Origin of the sequence: Bradyrhizobium sp. 191 (assembly GCF_023100985.1) — a bacterium.
Classification (GTDB): domain Bacteria; phylum Pseudomonadota; class Alphaproteobacteria; order Rhizobiales; family Xanthobacteraceae; genus Bradyrhizobium; species Bradyrhizobium diversitatis.
In genome coordinates this window covers 7,729,517-7,750,112 of the sequence record NZ_CP064692.1, presented here as the reverse complement: position 1 = coordinate 7,750,112, position 20,596 = coordinate 7,729,517, and the positions used below count along the sequence as shown (strand labels likewise).

Annotated in this window: 21 protein-coding genes; 9 read left to right on the top strand and 12 right to left on the bottom strand. The window is 64.7% G+C overall.

Annotation, left to right across the window (positions count from 1 at the left end; translation table 11 throughout):
* Nucleotides 1–148: 148 nt before the first annotated feature.
* From IVB23_RS36475 to IVB23_RS36465, 3 genes are all read left to right on the top strand, one after another.
* Complete coding sequence (locus IVB23_RS36475) at nucleotides 149–928, top strand: NAD kinase (RefSeq protein WP_061880580.1); 780 nt, start codon at nucleotides 149–151, stop codon at nucleotides 926–928.
* A 74-nt stretch (nucleotides 929–1,002) separates the two neighbouring features.
* A complete protein-coding gene (locus IVB23_RS36470) occupies nucleotides 1,003–1,548 on the top strand; it encodes a response regulator (protein ID WP_008549760.1) in 546 nt (181 codons plus the stop codon).
* A gap of 28 nt (nucleotides 1,549–1,576) precedes the next feature.
* Nucleotides 1,577–2,155 (top strand): Hpt domain-containing protein, encoded by a 579-nt coding sequence (locus tag IVB23_RS36465; protein WP_247801872.1) that lies wholly within the window; start codon nucleotides 1,577–1,579, stop codon nucleotides 2,153–2,155.
* Nucleotides 2,156–2,266: 111 nt separating this feature from the next.
* Here the strand turns inward: IVB23_RS36465 and IVB23_RS36460 are convergent, their stop codons facing one another.
* The 4 genes from IVB23_RS36460 to folE form a co-directional block, all read right to left on the bottom strand.
* Entirely contained in the window at nucleotides 2,267–3,442 is a 1,176-nt protein-coding gene (locus IVB23_RS36460; RefSeq protein WP_247801870.1) for a DUF2336 domain-containing protein, read from the bottom strand.
* A 287-nt stretch (nucleotides 3,443–3,729) separates the two neighbouring features.
* On the bottom strand, nucleotides 3,730–4,791 hold the full coding sequence (locus IVB23_RS36455; protein ID WP_247801869.1) for a lytic transglycosylase domain-containing protein: 1,062 nt from the start codon (nucleotides 4,789–4,791) through the stop codon (nucleotides 3,730–3,732).
* Nucleotides 4,792–4,911: 120 nt separating this feature from the next.
* Nucleotides 4,912–5,334 carry a phosphoribosyl-AMP cyclohydrolase gene (hisI, locus tag IVB23_RS36450; RefSeq protein ID WP_247801867.1) on the bottom strand — a complete coding sequence of 141 codons (423 nt, stop codon included), beginning with the start codon at nucleotides 5,332–5,334 and terminating at the stop codon, nucleotides 4,912–4,914.
* 27 nt (nucleotides 5,335–5,361) lie between these two features.
* Nucleotides 5,362–6,051, bottom strand: coding sequence for a GTP cyclohydrolase I FolE (folE, locus tag IVB23_RS36445; protein ID WP_061880575.1), 690 nt, complete (start codon nucleotides 6,049–6,051; stop codon nucleotides 5,362–5,364).
* Nucleotides 6,052–6,304: 253 nt separating this feature from the next.
* Here folE and IVB23_RS36440 point away from each other — a divergent pair, with 253 nt between their 5' ends.
* Nucleotides 6,305–6,760 (top strand): iron-sulfur cluster assembly scaffold protein, encoded by a 456-nt coding sequence (locus IVB23_RS36440; RefSeq protein ID WP_024340718.1) that lies wholly within the window; start codon nucleotides 6,305–6,307, stop codon nucleotides 6,758–6,760.
* A gap of 114 nt (nucleotides 6,761–6,874) precedes the next feature.
* Here IVB23_RS36440 and IVB23_RS36435 read toward each other — a convergent pair whose 3' ends face one another.
* On the bottom strand, nucleotides 6,875–7,774 hold the full coding sequence (locus tag IVB23_RS36435) for a hypothetical protein (RefSeq protein ID WP_247805025.1): 900 nt from the start codon (nucleotides 7,772–7,774) through the stop codon (nucleotides 6,875–6,877).
* A gap of 231 nt (nucleotides 7,775–8,005) precedes the next feature.
* On the opposite strand from IVB23_RS36435, the gene yidD reads away from it, so the two are divergent.
* Nucleotides 8,006–8,344, top strand: coding sequence for a membrane protein insertion efficiency factor YidD (gene yidD / locus IVB23_RS36430; protein ID WP_061880573.1), 339 nt, complete (start codon nucleotides 8,006–8,008; stop codon nucleotides 8,342–8,344).
* 91 nt (nucleotides 8,345–8,435) lie between these two features.
* A complete protein-coding gene (locus IVB23_RS36425) occupies nucleotides 8,436–8,642 on the top strand; it encodes a hypothetical protein (RefSeq protein WP_061880572.1) in 207 nt (68 codons plus the stop codon).
* Nucleotide 8,643: 1 nt separating this feature from the next.
* Here IVB23_RS36425 and IVB23_RS36420 read toward each other — a convergent pair whose 3' ends face one another.
* From IVB23_RS36420 to IVB23_RS36410, 3 genes are read right to left on the bottom strand one after another with little or no spacing between them, the layout of a single operon-like run.
* On the bottom strand, nucleotides 8,644–9,600 hold the full coding sequence (locus IVB23_RS36420; protein ID WP_061880571.1) for a PDR/VanB family oxidoreductase: 957 nt from the start codon (nucleotides 9,598–9,600) through the stop codon (nucleotides 8,644–8,646).
* Nucleotides 9,597–10,118, bottom strand: a complete 522-nt coding sequence (locus tag IVB23_RS36415) for an MOSC domain-containing protein (protein ID WP_247801865.1) — start codon at nucleotides 10,116–10,118, stop codon at nucleotides 9,597–9,599. Before IVB23_RS36415 ends, IVB23_RS36420 begins: the two co-directional genes overlap by 4 nt.
* Nucleotides 10,119–10,168: 50 nt before the next feature.
* A complete protein-coding gene (locus tag IVB23_RS36410) occupies nucleotides 10,169–11,482 on the bottom strand; it encodes an MFS transporter (protein WP_247801864.1) in 1,314 nt (437 codons plus the stop codon).
* A gap of 356 nt (nucleotides 11,483–11,838) precedes the next feature.
* Between IVB23_RS36410 and IVB23_RS36405 the strand changes: the two genes are divergently transcribed.
* On the top strand, nucleotides 11,839–12,396 hold the full coding sequence (locus tag IVB23_RS36405) for a cupin domain-containing protein (RefSeq protein WP_061880568.1): 558 nt from the start codon (nucleotides 11,839–11,841) through the stop codon (nucleotides 12,394–12,396).
* Between the two features lie 20 nt (nucleotides 12,397–12,416).
* On the opposite strand, the gene IVB23_RS36400 is transcribed toward IVB23_RS36405, so the two are convergent.
* A complete protein-coding gene (locus IVB23_RS36400) occupies nucleotides 12,417–13,631 on the bottom strand; it encodes a hypothetical protein (protein ID WP_197967647.1) in 1,215 nt (404 codons plus the stop codon).
* A gap of 2 nt (nucleotides 13,632–13,633) precedes the next feature.
* Nucleotides 13,634–15,001 (bottom strand): APC family permease, encoded by a 1,368-nt coding sequence (locus tag IVB23_RS36395; RefSeq protein ID WP_247801862.1) that lies wholly within the window; start codon nucleotides 14,999–15,001, stop codon nucleotides 13,634–13,636.
* A 327-nt stretch (nucleotides 15,002–15,328) separates the two neighbouring features.
* On the opposite strand from IVB23_RS36395, the gene IVB23_RS36390 reads away from it, so the two are divergent.
* Entirely contained in the window at nucleotides 15,329–16,666 is a 1,338-nt protein-coding gene (locus IVB23_RS36390; RefSeq protein ID WP_247801860.1) for an alpha/beta hydrolase, read from the top strand.
* A gap of 60 nt (nucleotides 16,667–16,726) precedes the next feature.
* On the opposite strand, the gene IVB23_RS36385 is transcribed toward IVB23_RS36390, so the two are convergent.
* Nucleotides 16,727–17,101 (bottom strand): hypothetical protein, encoded by a 375-nt coding sequence (locus IVB23_RS36385; RefSeq protein WP_131871150.1) that lies wholly within the window; start codon nucleotides 17,099–17,101, stop codon nucleotides 16,727–16,729.
* A 90-nt stretch (nucleotides 17,102–17,191) separates the two neighbouring features.
* Nucleotides 17,192–18,367 carry an MFS transporter gene (locus IVB23_RS36380; RefSeq protein ID WP_247801859.1) on the bottom strand — a complete coding sequence of 392 codons (1,176 nt, stop codon included), beginning with the start codon at nucleotides 18,365–18,367 and terminating at the stop codon, nucleotides 17,192–17,194.
* Nucleotides 18,368–18,552: 185 nt separating this feature from the next.
* On the opposite strand from IVB23_RS36380, the gene thrS reads away from it, so the two are divergent.
* Complete coding sequence (gene thrS / locus IVB23_RS36375; RefSeq protein WP_247801857.1) at nucleotides 18,553–20,595, top strand: threonine--tRNA ligase; 2,043 nt, start codon at nucleotides 18,553–18,555, stop codon at nucleotides 20,593–20,595.
* Nucleotide 20,596 lies beyond the last annotated feature (1 nt).

The following is a 20,596-nucleotide window of genomic DNA, read 5'->3' as shown; positions in this document are numbered from 1 at the left end:
GCCTGAACCGGCCGCAGAGGGTCAAATCACCAGGAGCGACAGTCCTCCGTCAGCTTTGGAGGGCGGTCCTCCTCGACAATGCAGGCCCACCTCGTATAGACGAGCCCGGCGGAACTTACTCGAGCCAGCGGCACCTGCCCGGGAAGCCATGACAAAGCCCTCGCGATACGACCGGATCGCCTTCGTCGCCAGCCCGAGCAGCGAGGCGCAGGCCGCCTTTGGCCAGCTCACCAGGGACTATGGCAATTACGACCCGAAGGATGCCGACGTCGTCGTCGCGCTCGGCGGCGACGGGTTGATGCTCCAGACGCTGCACCAGAACATGCACACGGGAAAGCCGATCTACGGCATGCACCGCGGCACGGTCGGCTTCCTGATGAACGAGTACTCGACGCACGATCTGCGGGCGCGGCTCGAAGCCGCGCATGAATCCGAGATCAACCCCCTCCTGATGCGCGCGACCGACATGCATGACCGGGTGCATCTGCACCACGCCATCAACGAGGTCGCCCTGTTCCGGCAGACCTACCAGGCCGCGCGCCTGAGGATCCTGATCGACGAGCGCGAGCGCATGTCCGAGTTGATCGCCGACGGCATCATGGTGGCGACGCCGGCCGGCTCGACCGCCTATAATCTCTCCGCCCAGGGACCGATCCTGCCGATCAACGCCGCGCTGCTGGCACTGACACCGATCAGCGCCTTCCGTCCGCGCCGCTGGCGCGGCGCGCTGCTGCCCAACACGGCCTATGTCGTGATCGAGGTGCTGGAGGGCGAGAAGCGTCCCGTCGCGGCGGTCGCCGACCACGACGAGGTCCGCGACGTCCGCCGCGTCGAGGTGCTGTCCGACAGGACCATATCGATGCGGATGCTGTTCGATCCCGGCCACAGCCTCGAAGAGCGCATCCTGCGCGAGCAGTTCGGCTACTGAACCCCGGTCGCAACGCTTCGTTAACTCCCGGCGCGATATGGTTAACGAAGGTTGACCGCTTTGGCCCGGGCGTCATGTTTCGCATCGACTTCAACAAGCTGCGCTTCCTTGTCTGCGACGACAATCCGCACATGCGCCGCATCCTGCGGACGCTGCTGCATTCGTTCGGCGCGCGCGAGGTCTATGAAGCCGAGGACGGCGCCACGGCGCTCGAAATGTACAGCCATTACGTGCCCGACATCGTCATCACCGATTGGGCCATGCCGATCTTCGACGGGCTCGAGCTCGCGCAGATGATCCGCCAGCCCGAATCGAAGGGCAATCCCTACGCACCGATCATCATGCTGACCGGCCACTCCGAGAAGCGTCGCGTCACGGTCGCGCGCGATGCCGGCGTCACCGAATTCCTGGCCAAGCCGATCTCGGCCAAGGGCCTCTATCAGCGCATCCTCAACGTGGTCGCCAATCCCCGCCCCTTCATCAAGACCAAGACCTATTTCGGGCCGGACCGGCGCCGCAACACCAACTCCGCCTATATGGGACCCGAACGCCGCGTCGGCGAAAAGCACGAGGTGCTGCAGCAGCCCTCGCTGCTCGACAAGGCCCGCTCCTCCATCTAGCGCAACGTCTTCAGGCGAGGCAGGTATCATGGCGAAGAACAGCGCAAAGGACATCGAGGTCAAGGCCTTCGCCACGCACCACGTCATCACTCAGCCCAACCCGCTGCGCAAGGTCCTGCGCCGCGTCGAAGAAAAGGACATGGACGATCCGGTCGGCCGCGCCGAACAAGCGCTCGCGAGCCTCTCCGGTGAGTTCAAGGACTGGATGGCGATCGAGGTCCAGAGACTGTCCACCGCCTGGACCGCCGTGCAGAAGGATGGCTTCACGAAGAATCTGCGCGACGAGCTGTTCCACGCCGCACACGACATCAAGGGCGATGCGGCGACGTTCGGCTTTGCTTCGGCAGCGGGAATTGCCGAGAGCCTGTGCCGTATCATCGAGCACGCGCCTGATCTGGAAAAGGTGCCGGCCGAGCTGTTCACGCACCACATCAATGCCATTCTCGCCATCGTGCACGAGAACACGAGGCTCGACAGCCTCAGCGTTTCCGCCGAGCTCAGCCGCCGCCTGCGCAAGGTCGCCGACGACTATCTCGCCAACGTCAATCGCGACCGCCCAGAGCATCTCGAGGTCATCCTGGCGCCGAGCATCGCGCCGGTGGAGTAGGCGCTCCGCTCTTTCGTCAATTGCGAGCGCGGCCAAGTAATCCAGACTGCCTCCGCGGCGGGATTCTGGATTGCTTCGCTGCGCTCGCAATGACGGAGCGCGCAGATCCAGTTACGCCGCGATCAGGTCGTCGTACAGCGGATCGATCGCATCATCCGCAACGAGCTCGTCGCAGAACAGCCGTGCCTCTTCACGCGCGGATTCGGTAGCGAAGCGGCGCAGCAGGACCATCAGCGGCTCGGTGGCGCCCCGGTCGGTCTCGCAGTGGGTGAGCACGCGCTCGACCATGCGCCGGCGCAGCCGCGCCGCGCCGTCGTCGCTATCGACGAAGCCTTGCTCGTGGCTGGCATCGAGCGCGACCTGGAACGCCGCAAACGTCGCCTCCGGAAGCCCGGCGCGACGGAGCAGCGCGTACAGGCTGTTGCCGCCGCGATCGTGCAGCAGCGCGGAGACGCGCGCCAGCGGCAGATCGGCGAGCTCGGCGAGGGCCGCGTCGAACAAATCGAGATTACCCGAGAGCAGTGCACGCAGGATCAGCCCCGCGGTCAGCTGGCCGGTGATGCGCAAATGCCTGACCAGGCCTTGCATGTCCTCGCCGCGCGAGCGCGCCGCGATGTTCATGGTGGAGCGATCACGTGCCTCGATCGTGATGCGGTCCGCGCGGTCGGCGCTGAGCCAGTTCCGCGCCACGACGAATTGCGCCAGCGTCTGCGAGAGCTTTGCCACCAGCGCCGCGCGCGTTGAGGACGGCAGATCCTCCAGCACCAGCATCGCCTCGCGGATCGCGGCGAGATGGCCGTGGCGCTCGACGATGCGGTCCCAGGAGAACGGGGCGAGTTCGGCGTTCGGATTCTCGATCAGCTCAAGTGCGGCAGCTGCGCAGCCGACTTCAGCGATCGCGGCGCACACCGACACCGGCAACGCGATGCGGCGGGCCACCGCGCATTGCACCTCCTCGTTGCCGGTCGCAACGATGTCGACGAGGTCGGCGTCGATCAGCAGCGGGGAATGTTCGAGCACCGGCAGCGCGACGGTCGGCTGATCTGCTGACAGCGCCCGCACGATCGCGGCCGGCGCCTCGGCACTGCGGGCAAAGGCCTCGGCCATCGCCTGCCGCACCAGGGGCGAGGGATCGTCGAGCAGCATCAGAAGCGCGCCTTCGGCGGCGATGCGGTCGTCTGCAGAAAGGTCTGAGATCAGCCAGGCCCGCGCCAGCGCCCGTGTTGCCTCGGCCCGCTCGCCTGCGGGCGCCGTCCTGATCCAGTTAATAAATTGCCGAACAATCATCCTGCTTCCGGCTTACACAAACAAACGAAAAGAGTGACGGCTCGTCACCTGCAACACAAAATAAACCATGACGCTTAACAAAGCGTTCACCATAACTGACTGGTTTTATTGACGTTTTGTTAATGGAACAAGAGCACTACCCATACGTGCGCCGACAGCAACGCACGCCTTCGGCGAATGCGCTGCCGAGCCGGGGCCCTGAATTTCGAGAGAGGTTCGCAGCACTGGATTCCGGCCCAGCGCAGCACCGTTTCACGCTGCAGCGCGTCCGGGACACGAGACGGCGACTAGCTCGAGAACGTGCCGCTACGATCGCTGAAGAGATCGAGCGGCTGCGGCGGCCGCAGGTCCGGCGTCGCCGACGCGACCGAGGTGAGCGAGGCGTTGTTCCCCCATAGTTTCTGCACCGTGGTCGAGACCGGCTGCGTGGCATCGCCGGGCTGATAGATCGAACGAAACACCGGCGTGCCCGCCGCATTGTCCGCGAGCGTCGACGGCGAGGTTACACTGACGGGCGTCGCGGCGCGTGTGTTCGGGAAGGTCTGAAGATAGACGGCATTGTCGATCACCGGCGCCGTCGGCTGCACGCCGATCGCACTCGCGACCTCGGTGGTCGACGGCGTGTCGCCGTACATCGCCATCGCGCTGCGCGTCACTTTCGAATTGGCGGCACCGGCGTAGCGTGCGTCGAGCACCGAATAGACTTCGGAGACGCTGCGGGCGCGGCCGTCCTTGGCGTAGAAGATTGAGCGATTGGCGGATGCCGCATTGGGAAACAGCCGCGCACCGACCGCCTGTGGATTGTCCTCGGCATTGGCGATCAGCCTGGCCGCACCGCCGACACCCATGAAATGCGCCATATAGAGCTCGCTGTCGGACGGCCTGCGGCCGAGCAGGCCGGTGAGCTTGAAGCTGTTCGACTGCGTCAGCGCCGCCGCCATGGTGGATGCGGCTTCGGGGTCGTCGCGCAGCTTCATGATCGACCGCTTCATCACGGGATCATCGACGGTGTAGGTGCCGGCCGAGGTTCTGGTGATGGCGTCGGCGTAGCTGCCATAGCCGAGTTGGGTGCCGGCTTCCTTCACCGTGCCAAGCCAGGTCTGGTCGATGAACTGGTAGAGCCCGTGCGCGGACGAGGTGGTGGCCCCCGCCGTCGGATCGAAATCCGATTCCATCTTGGCGGTGGTCAGCATGTACTGGAAGCTGACGCCAGAGATATTCGAGGCCTGTTTGATCGCACCGGCGACACGCGCGCGCGACGGATCGAGTCCGACCGTCTGCGTGGCACTGGAATTGTCGATCGACATGATGAAGTGCCCGCCCCGCGCGGCATTGAGCGACGCCGGCAATTCGGCGCCCGTCGTCTCACCGTGGGACAGGCATGGTTAATGCGGGGTTAATTGGCTTTCCCCGCCCGCCCCGAGCCATTTCGGGGCGCACCGTAGGTGCGAGCCCCGGAATGACGGTGGCTACTTCCTATAGACGTCGTTCGGATCGAACAGCCGATCCGCATTGGCGAAGACCAGCTTCGCTCCCCCACCGTCCGCCTCGACCTTGCGATAGAAGCAGGACCGGCGCCCGGTATGGCAGGCCGCGCCGACCTGCTCGACCCGGATCCAGACCGCGTCCTGGTCGCAATCGGTGCGCATCTCGACCACGCGCTGGGTCTGACCTGAGGTCTCACCTTTTCGCCACAAGGCATTGCGCGAGCGGCTGAAGTACCAGGCTTCGCCGGTCGCAATGGTCTTGCGCAGCGCCTCCTCGTTCATGTGGGCGACCATGAGCACATCGCCTGTGGCGACGTCGGTCGCGACGCAGGTCACGAGGCCGGCGGCATCAAAGCGCGGCTGGAAGGAAAGCCCTTCCTCGATCTCATGGGAGTGAGCGGACATAATGACCTCGCCGATCTAGTCGCGAGGTCAGCGCGTGCCTCGCACCAGGGACAGGAAACGGGCCTGCTCCGCCGGATTGTCGCGGAACATGCCGGTGAAGCGGCTGGTGAAGGTGGAGGCGCCATGCTTGGCGACGCCACGCACCGACATGCAGGTATGCTCGGCCTCGATCAGCACCGCGACGCCGCGCGGTTTGAGGATCTCGTCGATGGCAGCTGCGATCTGCGCCGTCAGGTGCTCCTGGGTCTGGAGCCGGCGGGCAAAGATGTCGGTCAGGCGCGCAAGCTTGGACAGGCCGACGACACGTTCCACCGGCGTATAGGCGATGTGCGCCTTGCCGTAGAACGGCATCATGTGGTGCTCGCACTGCGAGGTGAATTCGATGTCGCGCACCAGGACGAAATCGTCATAGCCGGCGGTCTCGCCAAAGGTGCGGTCGAGCACCTCGGCCGGGCACTGGTGATAGCCCTGATAGAGTTCGTCGAAAGCTTCGACGACACGGCGCGGCGTGTCGAGCAGGCCCTCGCGCTCGGTGTTCTCGCCGATATAGGCAAGCAATGTCTTCACCGCGGCTTCCGCCTCGGCACGTGCCGGGCGCGGCTGGTCAGCGCGAACGGCGGCAGCAAGGAATTCTGCAGGATCAAGCTCGGCCGGGCGGCTCTCGGGCTGCCGGTCGGCGGGCTTGTTGGGGCGGATGGATTTGATTGCAGCGTCCATATCGACTCCGTTCGACGGCCTTGCGGCCGGAGTGTCACCGGCAGACGGGGCGGCCAAGCCGCCGGACGCCTGAACAGAACAAGTTTCGGCGGAAAGTCCTGAGGCGATAACGCCGGCAGCGCATATCTGGATCACCGCCACCGCACCGCTGGACTGTTTTTCCACCAGTTCCGTCTCTATATAGGACCGTGGGCGGCGCCCGCCAAGGCCGATCCGGCCCGGAAGTGGCCGTGGACGTGTTGGACTCCATCACATGCTGAACGACATCTACAACAAGCGGATCATCGAACTGGCCGGGAATATTCCGCGCCTCGGGCGGCTGTCGGACCCCGACGCCTCCGCCACTGCCCACTCCAAACTGTGCGGATCGACCGTGAAGGTCGACCTCAAGATGAATGGCGATACCGTCACCGACTTCGCGCATGACGTGAAGGCGTGTGCCTTGGGCCAGGCCTCTTCATCCATCATGGCAAGTCACGTGGTTGGCTCGACTGCGAGCGAACTCCGTGAGTTACGCGAAACCGTTCGCAAGATGCTGAAGGAGAACGGTGCGCCTCCCGAAGGCAAATGGGAAGAAATCAAGTTCCTCGAGCCGGTCCGCGACTACAAGGCGCGTCATGCCTCGACGCTTCTGACCTTCGACGCCGTGGTCGATGCCATCGGCCAGATCGAAGCCAAGGCCAAGCAGCCGGCCGCTGCACAGGGCTGATCCCAAGCCGATGTCATTCCGGACTGCCCAAAGGCGAGCCCGGAAATCATGCCTACAACAGCTGGATTCAGGGTTCGTCGCTTCGCGACGCCTCGGAATGACCGTGCGGGAAGCTTACTTCTGCGTCGCCGCAGTCGGCGCGGCCACGCCACCCGTCGGCACAAGGGCTTCCGCGGTCTTGGTCGATTTGGCAGGCTGCGCCTGCTCCGGTTCCGTGCCGAACCTGGCCTGCGTCTTCGGTGCCAGCTCCGCCATTGCCGGCGCTGAAAGATCCACATGGGGGAGCACATCTGCCACGAGATCGGTCGTGACCAGATTGGTGAGCTTGAGCTCGCCAGCGTCGAGCTCGTGCAGGTCTTCCCAGGGCGGAACGCTGAGCGCAAGCGACAGCAGGTCGCCGGCGCCGCCCATGTCGAACGTGTACTTGGCGAGTCGGCCGATGTCGCGCTCCACGATCATGAGATCCTGCGCGCTATAGCTCGCCGCCTTGGCATCGTCAGCCCGGTCGCCCATCCAGATCTGGTGGACCCGGACATGGGCGGCTTCCGGCACGTAGCGCTTCTTGCCGGCGAGCAGCAGGAACACGCACATGGATTCGCAATAGGCCTCCGGCGCGACTGCCGGGCGGGTCGACGGCCCGCCGCGGAGGCTGACGCCGACCGTGGTCAAAAGCCCGAGATTGCGAAAGCGCCGGCCGAGCGTGATCGCGTCGTTGACGGACCCGCCGCTCGAATCAAGCACGACGGTCGCGCCCCCGAGCTGACGTCCGCGCGAAAACTCTTCGAATTCCCTTGGCGTGTCGGCGGTGATGATGCCGACCGCGCTGACCCAGCCGCGGCAGTTCGGCTCGCAGGCGACCCAGCTGAACTTCATCGGCAGCTTGCGCTCTTCGAGGGTGTTGCCTGCCCGGGCCGACGACCCGAAAGTCGCGATGGCGCCAGCCAGCGCGACGCCACAGACGGCGGTTCCTACCAGCAACCAGCCGCGAAGATTGAGCGACGTCAGACGTTTCAAACTGGTCCCTTCCCCAAGCCCCAAGGCGAATTCAGGCAAGCCCCGTTTTGCGCGTTCAATGAGTCTACACATGAACGTCATAAAAATGGTATCCGTGGGAATACAGTTCGTCCATAGATACTTGCTGCACTGCTCCCAAAAAGCATGCAAAATATGACGCGTAAACAACAGCTTACGGTTCCCTGCGCCGGAACCGGGCAACACCTCGCTTAACGTTGCAGCAAGGCGCACATGAAGCATTCAGCCTGCGAGCATTGTTCCAGCTCCGTCGACGGTGCGCTCCGGCTGCCCCGCAGATTCGGGCGTGCGCTGATCTGGCTCTATCGCCATACGCTGTCGCCCCTGGTCGGTTACAACTGCCGGCACTTGCCGACATGCTCCGTCTACGGCGACGAGGCCATCGAACGGTTCGGGCTCTGGGCCGGCGGCTGGATGACCCTCGCGCGCCTGCTCCGCTGCAATCCCTTCGGCACGTCCGGCATCGACAACGTCCCCCTCACCGCACCCCAAGGCGCACGCTGGTATCTGCCCTGGCGCTACGGCCGCTGGCGCGGGGTCAATGCGCCCTGATGGAGGCTGCAGTGCTGGTGCATCGCCGCCCTGACTGGAACCGGCACTTTCCGCTCGCGTTGTTTCGATGCTCCCACGGGAGGAAACAACAATGCGCTGGAGAATCAGCCCTCATTTTCACTTCCGGCCTGGTCCGAATTTCGGTCACAGAGGACACGATCCCAGAACCATCGACCTGATCGCCGTCATCGCGCTGCTCGCGCTCGTCCTGGGCTCAGGCTGGTATCTGGCGAGGAGCTTTGCGCCGCAGCCAAGCACGACGACGTTCATCGTGCCGAGCCAGAGCGTGCATTGGTAGCTCAGAGATCCAGCACCAGCCGCTCGGCGTCCGAGCCCGCCACGCAAACCATGAGATAGCGTTCGCGTTCATACGGCGACAGGATGCGGTCGCGGTGAACCGGCTTGCCCTCGATCCATCCGACCTTGCAGGCACCGCAGATGCCGCCGCAGCAGGAGGTCGCGATGTCGATGCCTCCCTCCTGCAATGCGGCCAGCATGGTCTGGCCGGCCCGCACTTGAATCTCCGCGCCCGAACGCGCCAATGACAGTGTGAACGGTTTGGCGTCGGGATCGATGATCGGTGGCGGTGCGACGAACCGCTCGATATGGACGCTCGCAGCGGGCCACGCTGCGGTCACCCGCTCGAAATCGTGGGTCATGCTTTCCGGGCCGCAGCAGGCGACCATCGTCTCGGATCCGCCCTCTCCGACGAGCGCTGCGAGATCGGGACGGCCGGTCCGGGACGTCCGATGCACGATGATACGCCCCTCTTCGACCAGTGAGCCGAGATGCGTGGGGAGCGGCACCTCCTCACGCACGATCAGGTGCAGCATGAAGTCGGCTTGCTTCGTTCGTTCGAGGTGCCGCGCCATGGACAGGAACGGCGTCACGCCGATGCCGCCGGCCAGGAACACGTAGCGCGCGATGCGCGCTTGGGGCTCAAGTCCGCCGCGTGGCAGCGACACGCCGATGACATCGCCGATGCCGATTTCGTCGTGCAGCGCCCGCGAACCGCCGCGTCCATCCGCTTCGCGCTTCACCGCGATGACATAGCGCGTGTTGTCCGCGGGCTCGTTGCACAGCGAATAGGTGCGGACCAGCCCGTTCGGCAGATGCAGATCGATGTGCGCGCCGGGTTTGAACGGCGGCAGTTCCCACCGGTCGGGATCGGCGAGCGTGAACAGTTTGATGCCTGCCCCCGCCTCCTCGATGGCGGTGACGACCGTCTTGACCGTCGTGATCGGGCGCGCGCTCATGCCGCATTCCGCACGGTATCGCCGACCCTGACGACGCCGCCTTGCAGGATCTTGCAGTTGAGGCCGGAGCGATTGATCAGGGGATCGAAGATCGCCTTGCCGGTGATCTCCTCGATGTGCCGGCACGGCACCGACAGCCGCGTCGCTTCCAGCAGGGTCTCGCCCAGCCAGAAGCGGCGGCCGACGAGATGATTCAGCGGCACGCCCTCCACCGTGACGTTACGCCGATGCTCTTCCGGTCCGAGCTCGATCCCGGCGTCGCGCTTCAGCGCAACCAGCGTCTCGAGTTCGAACAGGGTGACCTGCCGGCCCTCTTCCGGCTTGTGCGAATAAAACCCCTCTTCCTTGCCGATCATGTATCGGTCGCCCTCGATTCCTTTCCCGGCGACGAGGGTGATGGTCCCGGCTGCGCGCATCGGCAGGAACGCGCGTGGGGTGAGATGGAGGAAGCGTACCACGCCGGTCCAGCCGAGCTGTGCTGCGCCCTGCGCCGCGCCGGCGCTGATCGTATCAAGCATGATAAATCCTTTTGAGAAGTCGTGGCGCCGCCGGCAGCGGCGCCGCGGGATCAGGTCAGTTCCTTGTTCGCCATCTCCGGCGCGAACGTGGTCGCGATCGCGGTGATGGCGGCGCAGACGACGAGCAGCAGCGAGACCGGCCAGGTTGCGCCGCCGCTCCAGGCCATCAGAGAGGCCGCAATCAGCGGCGTCAACCCGCCGCTCAGGGCCGCACCGACCTGGAACCCTAGCGACGCACCGCTGTAACGCAGCCGCGCGGTAAACAGTTCGGAGTACCAGGGCGCGCCGATAGCGAACATGACCATCTGACCGAAGGTGATCGCGACCACGATGGTGCAGACAACGATCGTCGGATCGCGGGTGTCGAGCAGCCAGAACAGCGGGAAGGCGAACAGCGCCGAGAACAGACAGCTCGCATAGAACATCGTCTTGCGGCCGACCAGGTCGGACAGCCAGCCGAACAGCGGGATAGCGAGCAGCGCGACCAGCGATGCGGCGAACGCCCCGTTCAGCACCACCGCGCGCGGCAGGCCGAGATTGGCGGTGGCATAGGACATCACAAACACGCCGCCGATGCTGGCATAGGCAATTTCGGAGATCTTCAGACCGACCGCGGTGAAGAACGGCCGGCGGTGGTGCCTGAAGATCTCGAGCAGTGGCAGGCTTGCGACTTCCTTCTTGGCCTGGACCTGACGGAAGGCGGCGGTCTCCTCCATGTTGAGGCGGATGTAGAGACCGACGCCGACCAGGAGGATCGAGATCAGGAAGGGGATGCGCCAGCCGTAAGTCATGAAGTCGCTCTCCGGCAGGCTCGCCACCAGCGCGAACATGCCGATCGCGGCGAGATTGCCGATGGGGTTGCCGACCTGCACCATGCTGCCGAGCAGGCCGCGGCGATGCGTCGGGCAGTTCTCGACCACCATCAGCACGGCGCCGCCCCATTCGCCGCCGAGGCCGATACCCTGGAGAAAGCGCAATCCGATCAGCAGCACCGGCGCGGCAATGCCGATCTGCTGGTAGGTCGGAAGCAGGCCGATCAGGAAGGTGCCGATGCCCATCACCATGATCGTGATCGCGAGCATCGCCTTGCGGCCGACCCGGTCGCCGTAATGGCCAAAGATCGCGGCACCGAGCGGGCGCGCCAGAAATCCGACGGCGTAGGTGCCGAAGGCCGCGATGGTGGCGAGCGCGGGGTTGCCGGCGGCGAAGAAGACCTTGTTGAACACCAGCGCGGTCGCCGTGCCATAGATGAGGAAGTCGTACCATTCGACCGCGGTGCCGATTACGCTCGACCACACGATCCGTCGCAAGCTCGCCGCCTCGTCCGGCGCTACGTTCAGGGTTACGTCGTCTGCTACGGTCATCGATCTCTCCAAAAGGTACCGGCGCCTGGGAAAAGCAGTTGGCTCGGTCGCGGTGCTCATCGGCAGCCGCGACGGTAAAAATCGATCATGTTTACTATTGGAAATCAACGCCGCGGAACGCGGCAAATGCCGACGATCGCGGCAATACGGTCGAATTGCACGAAAATTCGGCGATTTTCCGCGTTGTACCAGTTCACCTGCTCATAATATCCGCGCCCTTGCCCGAAATTTCTGCTCAGAAGTTTTCCAATGGAATATGCTTACGGGCGACCGGCATCGGGCCTTGCCGGCCGCCGGGCTGGCAGTCCGGCGGCTTCTGTTGCAAAACAGGCTTCAGCAGTTCGGGAGACTCATGCGTGCTTGACGTCAGCAAAGCGACAGCGGTCGGGGCCAACATTCGCCAGGCGCGGATCGCCAAGGGCCTGACGCTGGACCAGCTTGCGAAGCAAAGCGACCTCACCCGCGGCTACATCTCGCTGGTCGAGCGCAACCTCAAGATCCCCTCCCTCGCAGCTCTGCTGCGGATGGCCGCCGCGCTCGAGGTCAATGTCGCGAACTTTTTCGACCCGAACGCCGAGCCGGCACCGCGCTACACGCTGTTCCGCCGCCAGGACGGCAATGTGCCGCTGTTCCAGGACACGTTCGGCGTAGTCCCGCTGGCGACCGGTCGCACCCGCAAGATGATGGAACCTTTCCTGCTGAGTCCGCCGCACAAGTCGGCGACGCGCGCCTCGCATGCGGGCGAGGAGCTGCTGTTCGTCATCAACGGCAGGATCGCGATCAAGCTCGATGGCGAAGAGCTCGTCCTCGGCAGGGGAGATTGCCTGTATTTTTCAGGCGAGACGCCGCACGAGGTCAGGAGCCTCGGCCGGCAGAAGGCCGAAGTGCTGGTCGTCGTGGCCCAGACGTCTTGACGCCCAGCCTCGGCAATAGCCTAGCGGAACCAGAAGAAACGTCCCTGTGACGGCGGAATCGACTCCGGCGGCCGCAACCGCTTCGGGCGCGGCGGCCTTGGCGGCGGCCCGGTAGCCGAGGTGGTCTCCGCAGTCGGCGCAGTCTCGCTGCCCAGCACCTTCACCGACAGCAGTAAATTCGATTCGCGCATCCGCCAGCGATAGCCGACGCCGAAATCGATCGGCTGGGCGCGCGTGAACAGTTCGGCATAGCGCTCCTGATAACGGCCGGGGAATTCGTCGATGGGACCGAGATAGCGGCCAAATGGGAAGAACCGCCATTGCCGTGCGTTGTAGTTCGCGAGCGGAATGCCGGAATCGTCCTGGATGATGGTGGCACTATTGGCAAGCAGCCAGTCGCGCACGACGGAGAAATTGCCGGAGTGCAACAGATAGGACGCACTCTTGAGCAGGCTGTTGCCGGGCCCGAGCGTCTCGCAGAACTTCAGGAAGCCTGCGGCGCGCGCGCCGGAATTGGATAGATCGGTCGAGAAATAATACAGCGTGCGCGCTTCCCCGTCGCTGCCGGCGAAGGTGATGCGGACGCCGCGCGTCGCGTTTCGTCCCGGATTGTCGTCGCCGACATGCACCCCGCCCTTGTCGTCGAGCGCGATCATCTCGACGTTGCGGATGGTCTTGCCGGAGCGCGCGAGGAAGACATAGAGGATCGGCAAGGTGCCGTTGACCTGGTTGGCGCGCAGGTCGACCTTCATCTGCTTGGTGATGAAGAAGGAGAAGCTCAGGATCGAACCGAGCGAACGCTCGACATTGTAGAGCGCGGCGGCGACCGAACCACGCGGCAGCCGCGTCAGGTCGGGCACGGCGCCGACCGGCTCCAGCGCGCCGAGCACATACGTGCTGGCCTTGGAATAGAAGGCATCGGCGTAGAGGAAATCCGGGCCACTGAACATGTAGAACATGGTCGGCCGTGGCGCGGCGAGATTGGCGTCGGCCCAGCTGCGGATCTTGGAGAGCTGCCGCTGTTCGAGCTGGGCGAAGGCGCCGTCGAAGAACTTTGCATGGCGCTGCCAGCCCGGATCCCTGGTGAGCGGCACCAGCGGCGAGTCCGCCGAGGGCTGCATGCCCGCAAGGAAGCGCGCGGTGTCGTCGAAGCTGGCGTCGGCAGCATGCGCGGACGAGACGACCGCAGCCAGCAGGGCGAAAGCGATGGCCGCAATTCTCATGGATCGAAACATCTCTATTCGCGGTGTGACGAGTTGCCGGCGGCAGCCGGCCGCCTGCGGAACGCAGCATAGATCAACAGGCCCGCGAGCATGACGAGCATCCCCGAGAGCGACTGCACCGGCCGCTCGGTCAAGAGGTAGTACATCATGAACGCGGTCACGAGCAGGAAAACGAGCGGTGTGAACGGGTATCCCCAGGTGCGATAGGGCCGCGGCAGGTCGGGATCTGTGATGCGCAGCTTGATGACGCCGGCGACCGTGAAGAACGAGCAGAACAGCAGCGCGAACTGGATGAAGTCGAGCACCGCCTCGAAGCTGCGCGTGAACAACAGCAGGTTGGCGATGGCGAGCTGGAACAGGACGGCATAGGCCGGCGCGCCGCTCGCCGATCGCTTCGAAAACACGCGCAGGGCTGGAATGTCCTCCCCCATCGTCATCATCACGCGCGGTCCGATCCACATCATCGCGCTGATCGAGGAGATCAGGCCGACGCAAATCATGGCGCCGACGATCCGGCCGCCGAGGCTGCCGAAGATGGCACTGCCGGCGACGCTGGCGACGTCGAGCTGGCCGGCGAGCGCACTCACCGGCGTGGAATAGAGAAAGACCGCGTTCAGCGCGACGTACAGCACGAGCACGATCAGCGTACCCGCAAGCAGTGCGCGCGGCAGGCTCTGCTGCGGCGTGTTCATCTCGCCGATGATGTAGGTCGCGGCATTCCAGCCCGAGAAGGAATACATCACGAAGACGAGGCCGATCGCGAACGGCGCGCTGACGATGTGGGCGAGATCGCCCGGCTGCGGCGTGAAGGCGATCGGCTGCTGCGCGCCGACGACGAAGCCGGCGACCAGGAAGGCGACGATCAGGACGACCTTGAGGATGGTCGAGATCAGCTGGAAGGTCGAGGAGTGCCGGACTCCGGTCAGTTGCACCAGCGAGACCAGCCACACCACGCCGATGGCAAGCGGAATCGGCGGCAGATCCGGGACAACCGATTTGGCGTATTCGCCGAACGCCATCGCCGCGAGCGCAACCGGCGCCGCGAAGCCGACCGTGGCCGACACCCAGCCGGCGAGAAAGCCGAAGGCCGGATGATAGGCGCGGCCGAGGAAATTGTACTCACCGCTCGAGCGCGGAAACATCGCGCCCAACTCGCTGTATGCGAACACCCCGCACAACGCGACGATGCCGCCGACGGTCCAGAGCAACAGGATCGAGAAGCCGGACGGGATGTCCTTGACCTGGAAGCCGAGGCTGGTGAAGACGCCGACCCCGATCATGTCGGCCACGACGATGGCGGTTGCGACCGGAACGGAGACCCCGGCCCCGCTCCCGGTCAGCCGGCCGATCCAGGCTGCGGTTCCCGCATGTGATGCCGTCATCGCGGTCCTTAACCTCAGGCGTCTCGCCTCGCAGGTCATCGTGCAGTTCGCCCCAGTCAATTCAAGCAGAGTTAACAAGGGTTAAATGAGGCAACGGCAGCGGGTACCAAAACACCGACTAACCACGCTTTTGGACAATGACGCCTGGATTACCCCGAAATTTCCCGTTCGCGCTCCCCACAATCAGGACACGATTGCATGGTCCTTTTGAGCGTTCCGGATGTGGGGAAGTTGCTCCGGACGCTTAACGTCGCCTAAACGCCAGTCGGCTCAATTGTCTTAAAGCATGCCGACAGACTTGATGTCGTGACTTGGGGTCATCGGTGGATGTTCGGGGCCGTTCCGACACTGACAGCTGACTTTCGTGCCGATCGGACGACGTCCGGCGCGCGCAGTCGCGCGCGACGCGTCGGCCTGATCTCGGCCTTGGTGCCGCTGTCGCTGACGCTGGTTCAATGCGGCAAGGCGCCCGATCCGGCGGCGCTGGCAACGAGTTCGCAGGCGAATGTCCAGGTCGTCGCCAAAAACAATTCGCAAGCCTCCAACCCACGCGTGGCAAGCGGCGACACGTTCGAGGACCGCTTTCCCGCCCCGCAGTTCAGGGAGCGCTTTCCCTCGGCGAGCGAAAGCTTCCTGCAGCGGCAGATGTCGGACTTCTCGCCCAGGCGCGCCGTTCAGCAACAGCCGCCGGAGCAAGCGCCTTACAAGGTGGCGTCGCTGGAGCCGCAGGTCCCCTACAAGCGTCCGCCGCGCGACGACCTGACGACACTCGTCAGCATGAAGTCGTCGGCCTTCCCTTACTTCGGCAACAACCCCGCCTCCGACGCACCCTTCCTCAACATTTCCAAGGGCGACCGCCGCGGCCACCGCAGCTATTCCGGTCGCGTGTTCTGGCAGGATGAGACCTACAGCGACAGCCGGGTGTTGGTGCACGTGCCCGAGCATTTCGACGTGCACAAGCCCGGTGTGATCGTGGTGTTCTTCCACGGCAATGGCGCGACGCTCGAGCGCGACGTACGCGACCGCCAACTGGTGCCCAAGCAGATCAGTGATTCCGGCGCCAATGCCGTGCTCCTTGCACCGCAAATGGCCGTCGATGCCGCCGATTCCAGCGCCGGCAAGTTCTGGCAACCGGGCGGGTTCAAGCGCTTCATGGCGGAATCGGCCGACCATCTCGCCCGCCTCAGCGGCGATCCCGAAAGTGCGCGCGCCTTCGCCAACATGCCGATCGTGATCGTCGGCTATAGCGGTGGCTTCCTGCCGACGGCTTGGAGCCTGGAGGTCGGCGGCATCGGCGACCGCGTCCGCGGCGTGGTGCTGCTCGACGCCATCTACGGCGAACTCGACAAGTTCGCCTCCTGGATCGAGAGCCACCGCTCCGGCTTCTTCGTCAGCTCCTACACCCGCTACACGGCGCGGCGCGACCGTGAGCTGATGAGCATGCTGCGGCAGAAGGGCATCAGCGTCGCGGAGGACATGGAGGGTCCGCTCCGTCCCGGCAGCGTGGTGTTCGTGGAGACCGGCGACGGCATCACCCATCGCGATTACGTGACCCGCGCCTGGACGCGGGATCCGCTCAAGGACGTGCTGGTGAAGATGTCGGCAACGCCGTCGCTCGCGCTCACGCGCGTCGCCTCGACCAATCCATCCGCATCGAGCCGCTAGGCCCAATTGCTCAGGTCGATCAGCGACTGAGCCCTGACCTGGCGAATATCAGTGCGAATATCAGTTCTTGGGCAGCTTCGGAATGCTCTCGGCAAAGCCGTTGAAGCAGGTCAGCCGCTCGTCCTCTTCCTTGAAGAAACGGCAGTCGGCGTAGCCCTTGGCCTTCGCCGGCTTCGGCTTCGGCGCCGGCGGGATCACGGCGTCGTAGCAGTTGAGGCGATCCTTGGTGCCGTCGTCGATCTCGAGGCAGGCCTGGAGCCGGACGGCGATCGACTGCGGCTTGCCCTTCGCCGCGGCGGGATTGGCCGCTGCCTCTTTGGTTCCCTTCGGCTTGACCTGCACCAGCGGCTTGTCTCCCACCATCGGGGGCTTGTCGGCTTGCGCAAATGCGGAGGTTGAATAGAGCACCGCGGCAACCGCCAGAATCATCCTCATCTCAGTCAACTCTCTTTGGTCCCCATGACCGGCCTTCTAGCGCCCTCACGCGAGGTTTGCCAAGCACCTTGCGCACAGGAAAGACGGCCTTCAGGCGGTCGTGGCAGCCCCCGGCCGTGGCCGGGTCAGCACCAACAGGATCAGCGCCAGCACGACGAACCCGACCGCGACGAAGCCGAGCGTGTGCAGGAGCCCGCGGGCAAACAGCAGCCCACCGACAGCGGAGCCGATCGCCTGGCCGATATAGAGGACCGAGGTATTGAGCGCGACGGTCGCCGATGCCAGCGGCGGCGCGGCCGCGACCAGCCGCACCTGCTGCATCGAATTGGTCGACGCGAATCCAAGGCCCCAGGTCGCGACCGCGCCCGCCATCAGGACGAGCGAGCCGGCGCCGAGCGCCCAGCCGCTCATCCCGGCAAGCACCAGGCAGGTGAACAGCAACGAGGTGCGATAGGGCCCCGAGGTGTCGACGATGCGGGTCGCGATGACAACGCCAAGAAAGCCGCAGATGCCGTAAAGCGCGAACACCATGCCGATCGCATCGGCACCCGCGCTGGTGAGCCTGTTGAGCAGCGGGCCCATGTAGGTGAACACCACGAACTGCCCCGACATCTGCAACATCGTGATCGCAAGCAGCAGCAGGATCGTCCTGCTCCGGCCGACCGCGGCCCACGTCTTCAGATCCACCGGAGCGCCCTTCAGGCCCGCCGGCAGACGCAGCAGCAACAGCAGCAAGCTGATGCAGCCGAGCGCGCCGATGCCGCCATAGGACGCGCGCCAGCCATAGCGGCTGGCAATGAAGGTGATCAGCGGCAGGCCGACGGCGGCCGCCAACGACCAGCCTAGGAAAATGTATGCAATGGTGCTGCCGCGCCGTTCGGCCGGCACGATCAACGCTGCCGTGCCGGCGGCCTGCGGCGTGTAGAGCGCGCCGACCGCGAGCATCACGAGGCGAATGACGAGGAGGCTGGCGTAGTCGGGCGCAAAGGCCGAAGCGAGATTGCCGAAGGCGAGCACCGCAAGCGTCGTTGCGAGCAGCGTCCGCCGCTCCATGCGGCTGGTGAACCAGGCCGTCAGCGGCGAGCCGATGCACAGCGTGACCGCGCCGAACGTGATCAGGAGCCCGGCCGCATGGATGCTGACCTGAAGTCCCGTCGCCAATTCCGGCAGCATGCCTGCCGGCGCCAGCACCGAGCAGCCGGTGACGAGATTGCCGAGCATCAGGGCGGTTGGCGCGAAACGGCCGGCGGCGGGAGCTTTTTCCATGCAAGTGCATGTAGAGCAGGCCTGCGGCCAGTTGAAGGGCGCTGCTCGAGATAGTTGGTGCAAAGTCGCGGGTTTTGCGCGTCACTTTCTTGGAAATGCCGGATTGCACGGGCCGAATCGCCTGATATATCGCTCGTTCCCGCTTACCTGCGCTCGTTCGCAGGAGTGAGCCTCAGGAGAAAAGCATGACCGACCAGCCCAAATCCGAGTCCGGCTTCCAGTATAGCCTGTCCAATCTGAAGCCCGTGACCCCTGCCGCCAAAGTCACCCTCACCTTCCCCGACGGCGCCCAGCGCCAGTTCGACAAGGGCATCACCGGCCTCGATATCGCCAAGGGCATCTCGCCGTCGCTGGCCAAGCGCACGGTTGCGATGGCGCTCGACGGTGCGCTCGCCGATCTCAACGACCCGATCGAAGATGACGCCAAGATCGAACTCGTCAATCGCGACGATCCGCGCGCGCTCGAATTGATCCGCCACGACTGCGCACACGTGCTCGCGGAAGCCGTGCAGACGCTGTGGCCGGGCACCCAGGTCACCATCGGTCCCGTGATCGAGAACGGCTTCTACTACGACTTCTTCCGCAACGAGCCGTTCACGCCGGAAGACTTTGCCGCGATCGAGAAGAAGATGCGCGAGATCATCGCGCGCGACAAACCGTTCACGAAAGAGGTCTGGGATCGCGAGAAGACCAAGCAGGTGTTCCGCGACAAGGGCGAGGCCTTCAAGGTCGAGCTGGTCGACGCCATTCCCGGCACCGAACCGATCAAGATCTACTACCAGGGCGACTGGTTCGATCTGTGCCGCGGTCCGCACATGACCTCGACCGGCAAGGTCGGCAATGCCTTCAAGCTGATGAAGGTGGCCGGCGCCTATTGGCGCGGCGACAGCAACAACCCGATGCTGACCCGCATCTACGGCACGGCCTTCGCCAAGCAGGAGGACCTCGACGCCTACCTCAAGCAGATCGAGGAAGCCGAGAAGCGCGACCATCGCAAGCTCGGGCGCGAGCTCGACCTCTTCCACTTCCAGGAAGAAGGTCCGGGCGTCGTGTTCTGGCACCCGAAAGGCTGGACCATCTTCCAGCAGCTGATCGCCTACATGCGCCGACGCCTGACCGGCGACTACAACGAGGTCAACGCGCCGCAGATCCTCGACAAGGTGCTGTGGGAGACCTCGGGCCATTGGGGCTGGTATCGCGAGAACATGTTCGCGGCGCAGTCGGCCGGCGACGAGGCCGAGGACAAGCGCTGGTTTGCGCTGAAGCCGATGAACTGCCCGGGCCATGTGCAGATCTTCAAGCACGGCCTGAAGAGCTACCGCGACCTGCCGCTGCGCCTCGCCGAGTTCGGCGTGGTGCATCGCTACGAGCCCTCCGGCGCCATGCACGGCCTGATGCGCGTGCGCGGCTTCACCCAGGACGACGCGCACATCTTCTGCACCGAGGACCAGCTCGCCGAGGAATGCCTGAAGATCAACGATCTGATCCTGTCGACCTATGCCGATTTCGGCTTCACCGGCGATCTCACCGTGAAGCTGTCGACCCGGCCGGAAAAGCGCGTCGGCACGGACGAGATGTGGGATCACGCCGAGCGCGTGATGGCCACCGTGCTGCGCGAGATCCAGTCGCAGAACAATCACATCAAGACCGAGATCAACCCGGGCGAAGGCGCCTTCTACGGGCCGAAGTTCGAATACGTTCTGCGCGATGCCATCGGGCGCGACTGGCAGTGCGGCACCACGCAGGTCGACTTCAACCTGCCGGAGCGGTTCGGCGCGTTCTACATCGACCATGACGGCGGCAAGAAGCCGCCCGTGATGGTGCACCGCGCGATCTGCGGCTCGATGGAGCGCTACATCGGCATCCTGATTGAGCACTATGCCGGCAACTTCCCGCTCTGGCTCTCGCCGGTGCAGGCGGTGGTCACGACCATCACTTCGGAAGGCGACGAATACGCCAAGCAGGTTCTCGAGCAGGCGCGGCGCGCCGGGCTTCGGGTCGAGATCGATCTGCGCAACGAAAAGATCAACTACAAGGTCCGCGAGCATTCGCTGGCCAAGATCCCGGCTCTGCTCGTGGTCGGCAAGAAGGAAGCCGAGACGCATTCGGTCTCGGTTCGCCGGCTCGGCAGCGACGGCCAGAAGGTGATGACGACGGCCGAGGCGATCGCTGCCTTGGTCGACGAGGCCACCCCTCCGGATGTCCGGCGGGCGCGCGGCAGCGTCTGAC

What these genes read in the sequence shown, in the direction of transcription:
- IVB23_RS36475 (WP_061880580.1), top strand. Translation starts at nt 149, where the DNA reads ATGACAAAGCCCTCGCGATACGACCGGATCGCCTTCGTCGCCAGCCCG.
- IVB23_RS36470 (WP_008549760.1), top strand. Translation starts at nt 1,003, where the DNA reads ATGTTTCGCATCGACTTCAACAAGCTGCGCTTCCTTGTCTGCGACGAC.
- IVB23_RS36465 (WP_247801872.1), top strand. Translation starts at nt 1,577, where the DNA reads ATGGCGAAGAACAGCGCAAAGGACATCGAGGTCAAGGCCTTCGCCACG.
- IVB23_RS36460 (WP_247801870.1), bottom strand. Translation starts at nt 3,442, where the DNA reads ATGATTGTTCGGCAATTTATTAACTGGATCAGGACGGCGCCCGCAGGC.
- hisI (WP_247801867.1), bottom strand. Translation starts at nt 5,334, where the DNA reads ATGTCCGCTCACTCCCATGAGATCGAGGAAGGGCTTTCCTTCCAGCCG.
- folE (WP_061880575.1), bottom strand. Translation starts at nt 6,051, where the DNA reads ATGGACGCTGCAATCAAATCCATCCGCCCCAACAAGCCCGCCGACCGG.
- IVB23_RS36440 (WP_024340718.1), top strand. Translation starts at nt 6,305, where the DNA reads ATGCTGAACGACATCTACAACAAGCGGATCATCGAACTGGCCGGGAAT.
- yidD (WP_061880573.1), top strand. Translation starts at nt 8,006, where the DNA reads ATGAAGCATTCAGCCTGCGAGCATTGTTCCAGCTCCGTCGACGGTGCG.
- IVB23_RS36425 (WP_061880572.1), top strand. Translation starts at nt 8,436, where the DNA reads ATGCGCTGGAGAATCAGCCCTCATTTTCACTTCCGGCCTGGTCCGAAT.
- IVB23_RS36420 (WP_061880571.1), bottom strand. Translation starts at nt 9,600, where the DNA reads ATGAGCGCGCGCCCGATCACGACGGTCAAGACGGTCGTCACCGCCATC.
- IVB23_RS36415 (WP_247801865.1), bottom strand. Translation starts at nt 10,118, where the DNA reads ATGCTTGATACGATCAGCGCCGGCGCGGCGCAGGGCGCAGCACAGCTC.
- IVB23_RS36410 (WP_247801864.1), bottom strand. Translation starts at nt 11,482, where the DNA reads ATGACCGTAGCAGACGACGTAACCCTGAACGTAGCGCCGGACGAGGCG.
- IVB23_RS36400 (WP_197967647.1), bottom strand. Translation starts at nt 13,631, where the DNA reads ATGTTTCGATCCATGAGAATTGCGGCCATCGCTTTCGCCCTGCTGGCT.
- IVB23_RS36395 (WP_247801862.1), bottom strand. Translation starts at nt 15,001, where the DNA reads ATGACGGCATCACATGCGGGAACCGCAGCCTGGATCGGCCGGCTGACC.
- IVB23_RS36390 (WP_247801860.1), top strand. Translation starts at nt 15,329, where the DNA reads ATGTTCGGGGCCGTTCCGACACTGACAGCTGACTTTCGTGCCGATCGG.
- IVB23_RS36385 (WP_131871150.1), bottom strand. Translation starts at nt 17,101, where the DNA reads ATGAGGATGATTCTGGCGGTTGCCGCGGTGCTCTATTCAACCTCCGCA.
- IVB23_RS36380 (WP_247801859.1), bottom strand. Translation starts at nt 18,367, where the DNA reads ATGGAAAAAGCTCCCGCCGCCGGCCGTTTCGCGCCAACCGCCCTGATG.
- thrS (WP_247801857.1), top strand. Translation starts at nt 18,553, where the DNA reads ATGACCGACCAGCCCAAATCCGAGTCCGGCTTCCAGTATAGCCTGTCC.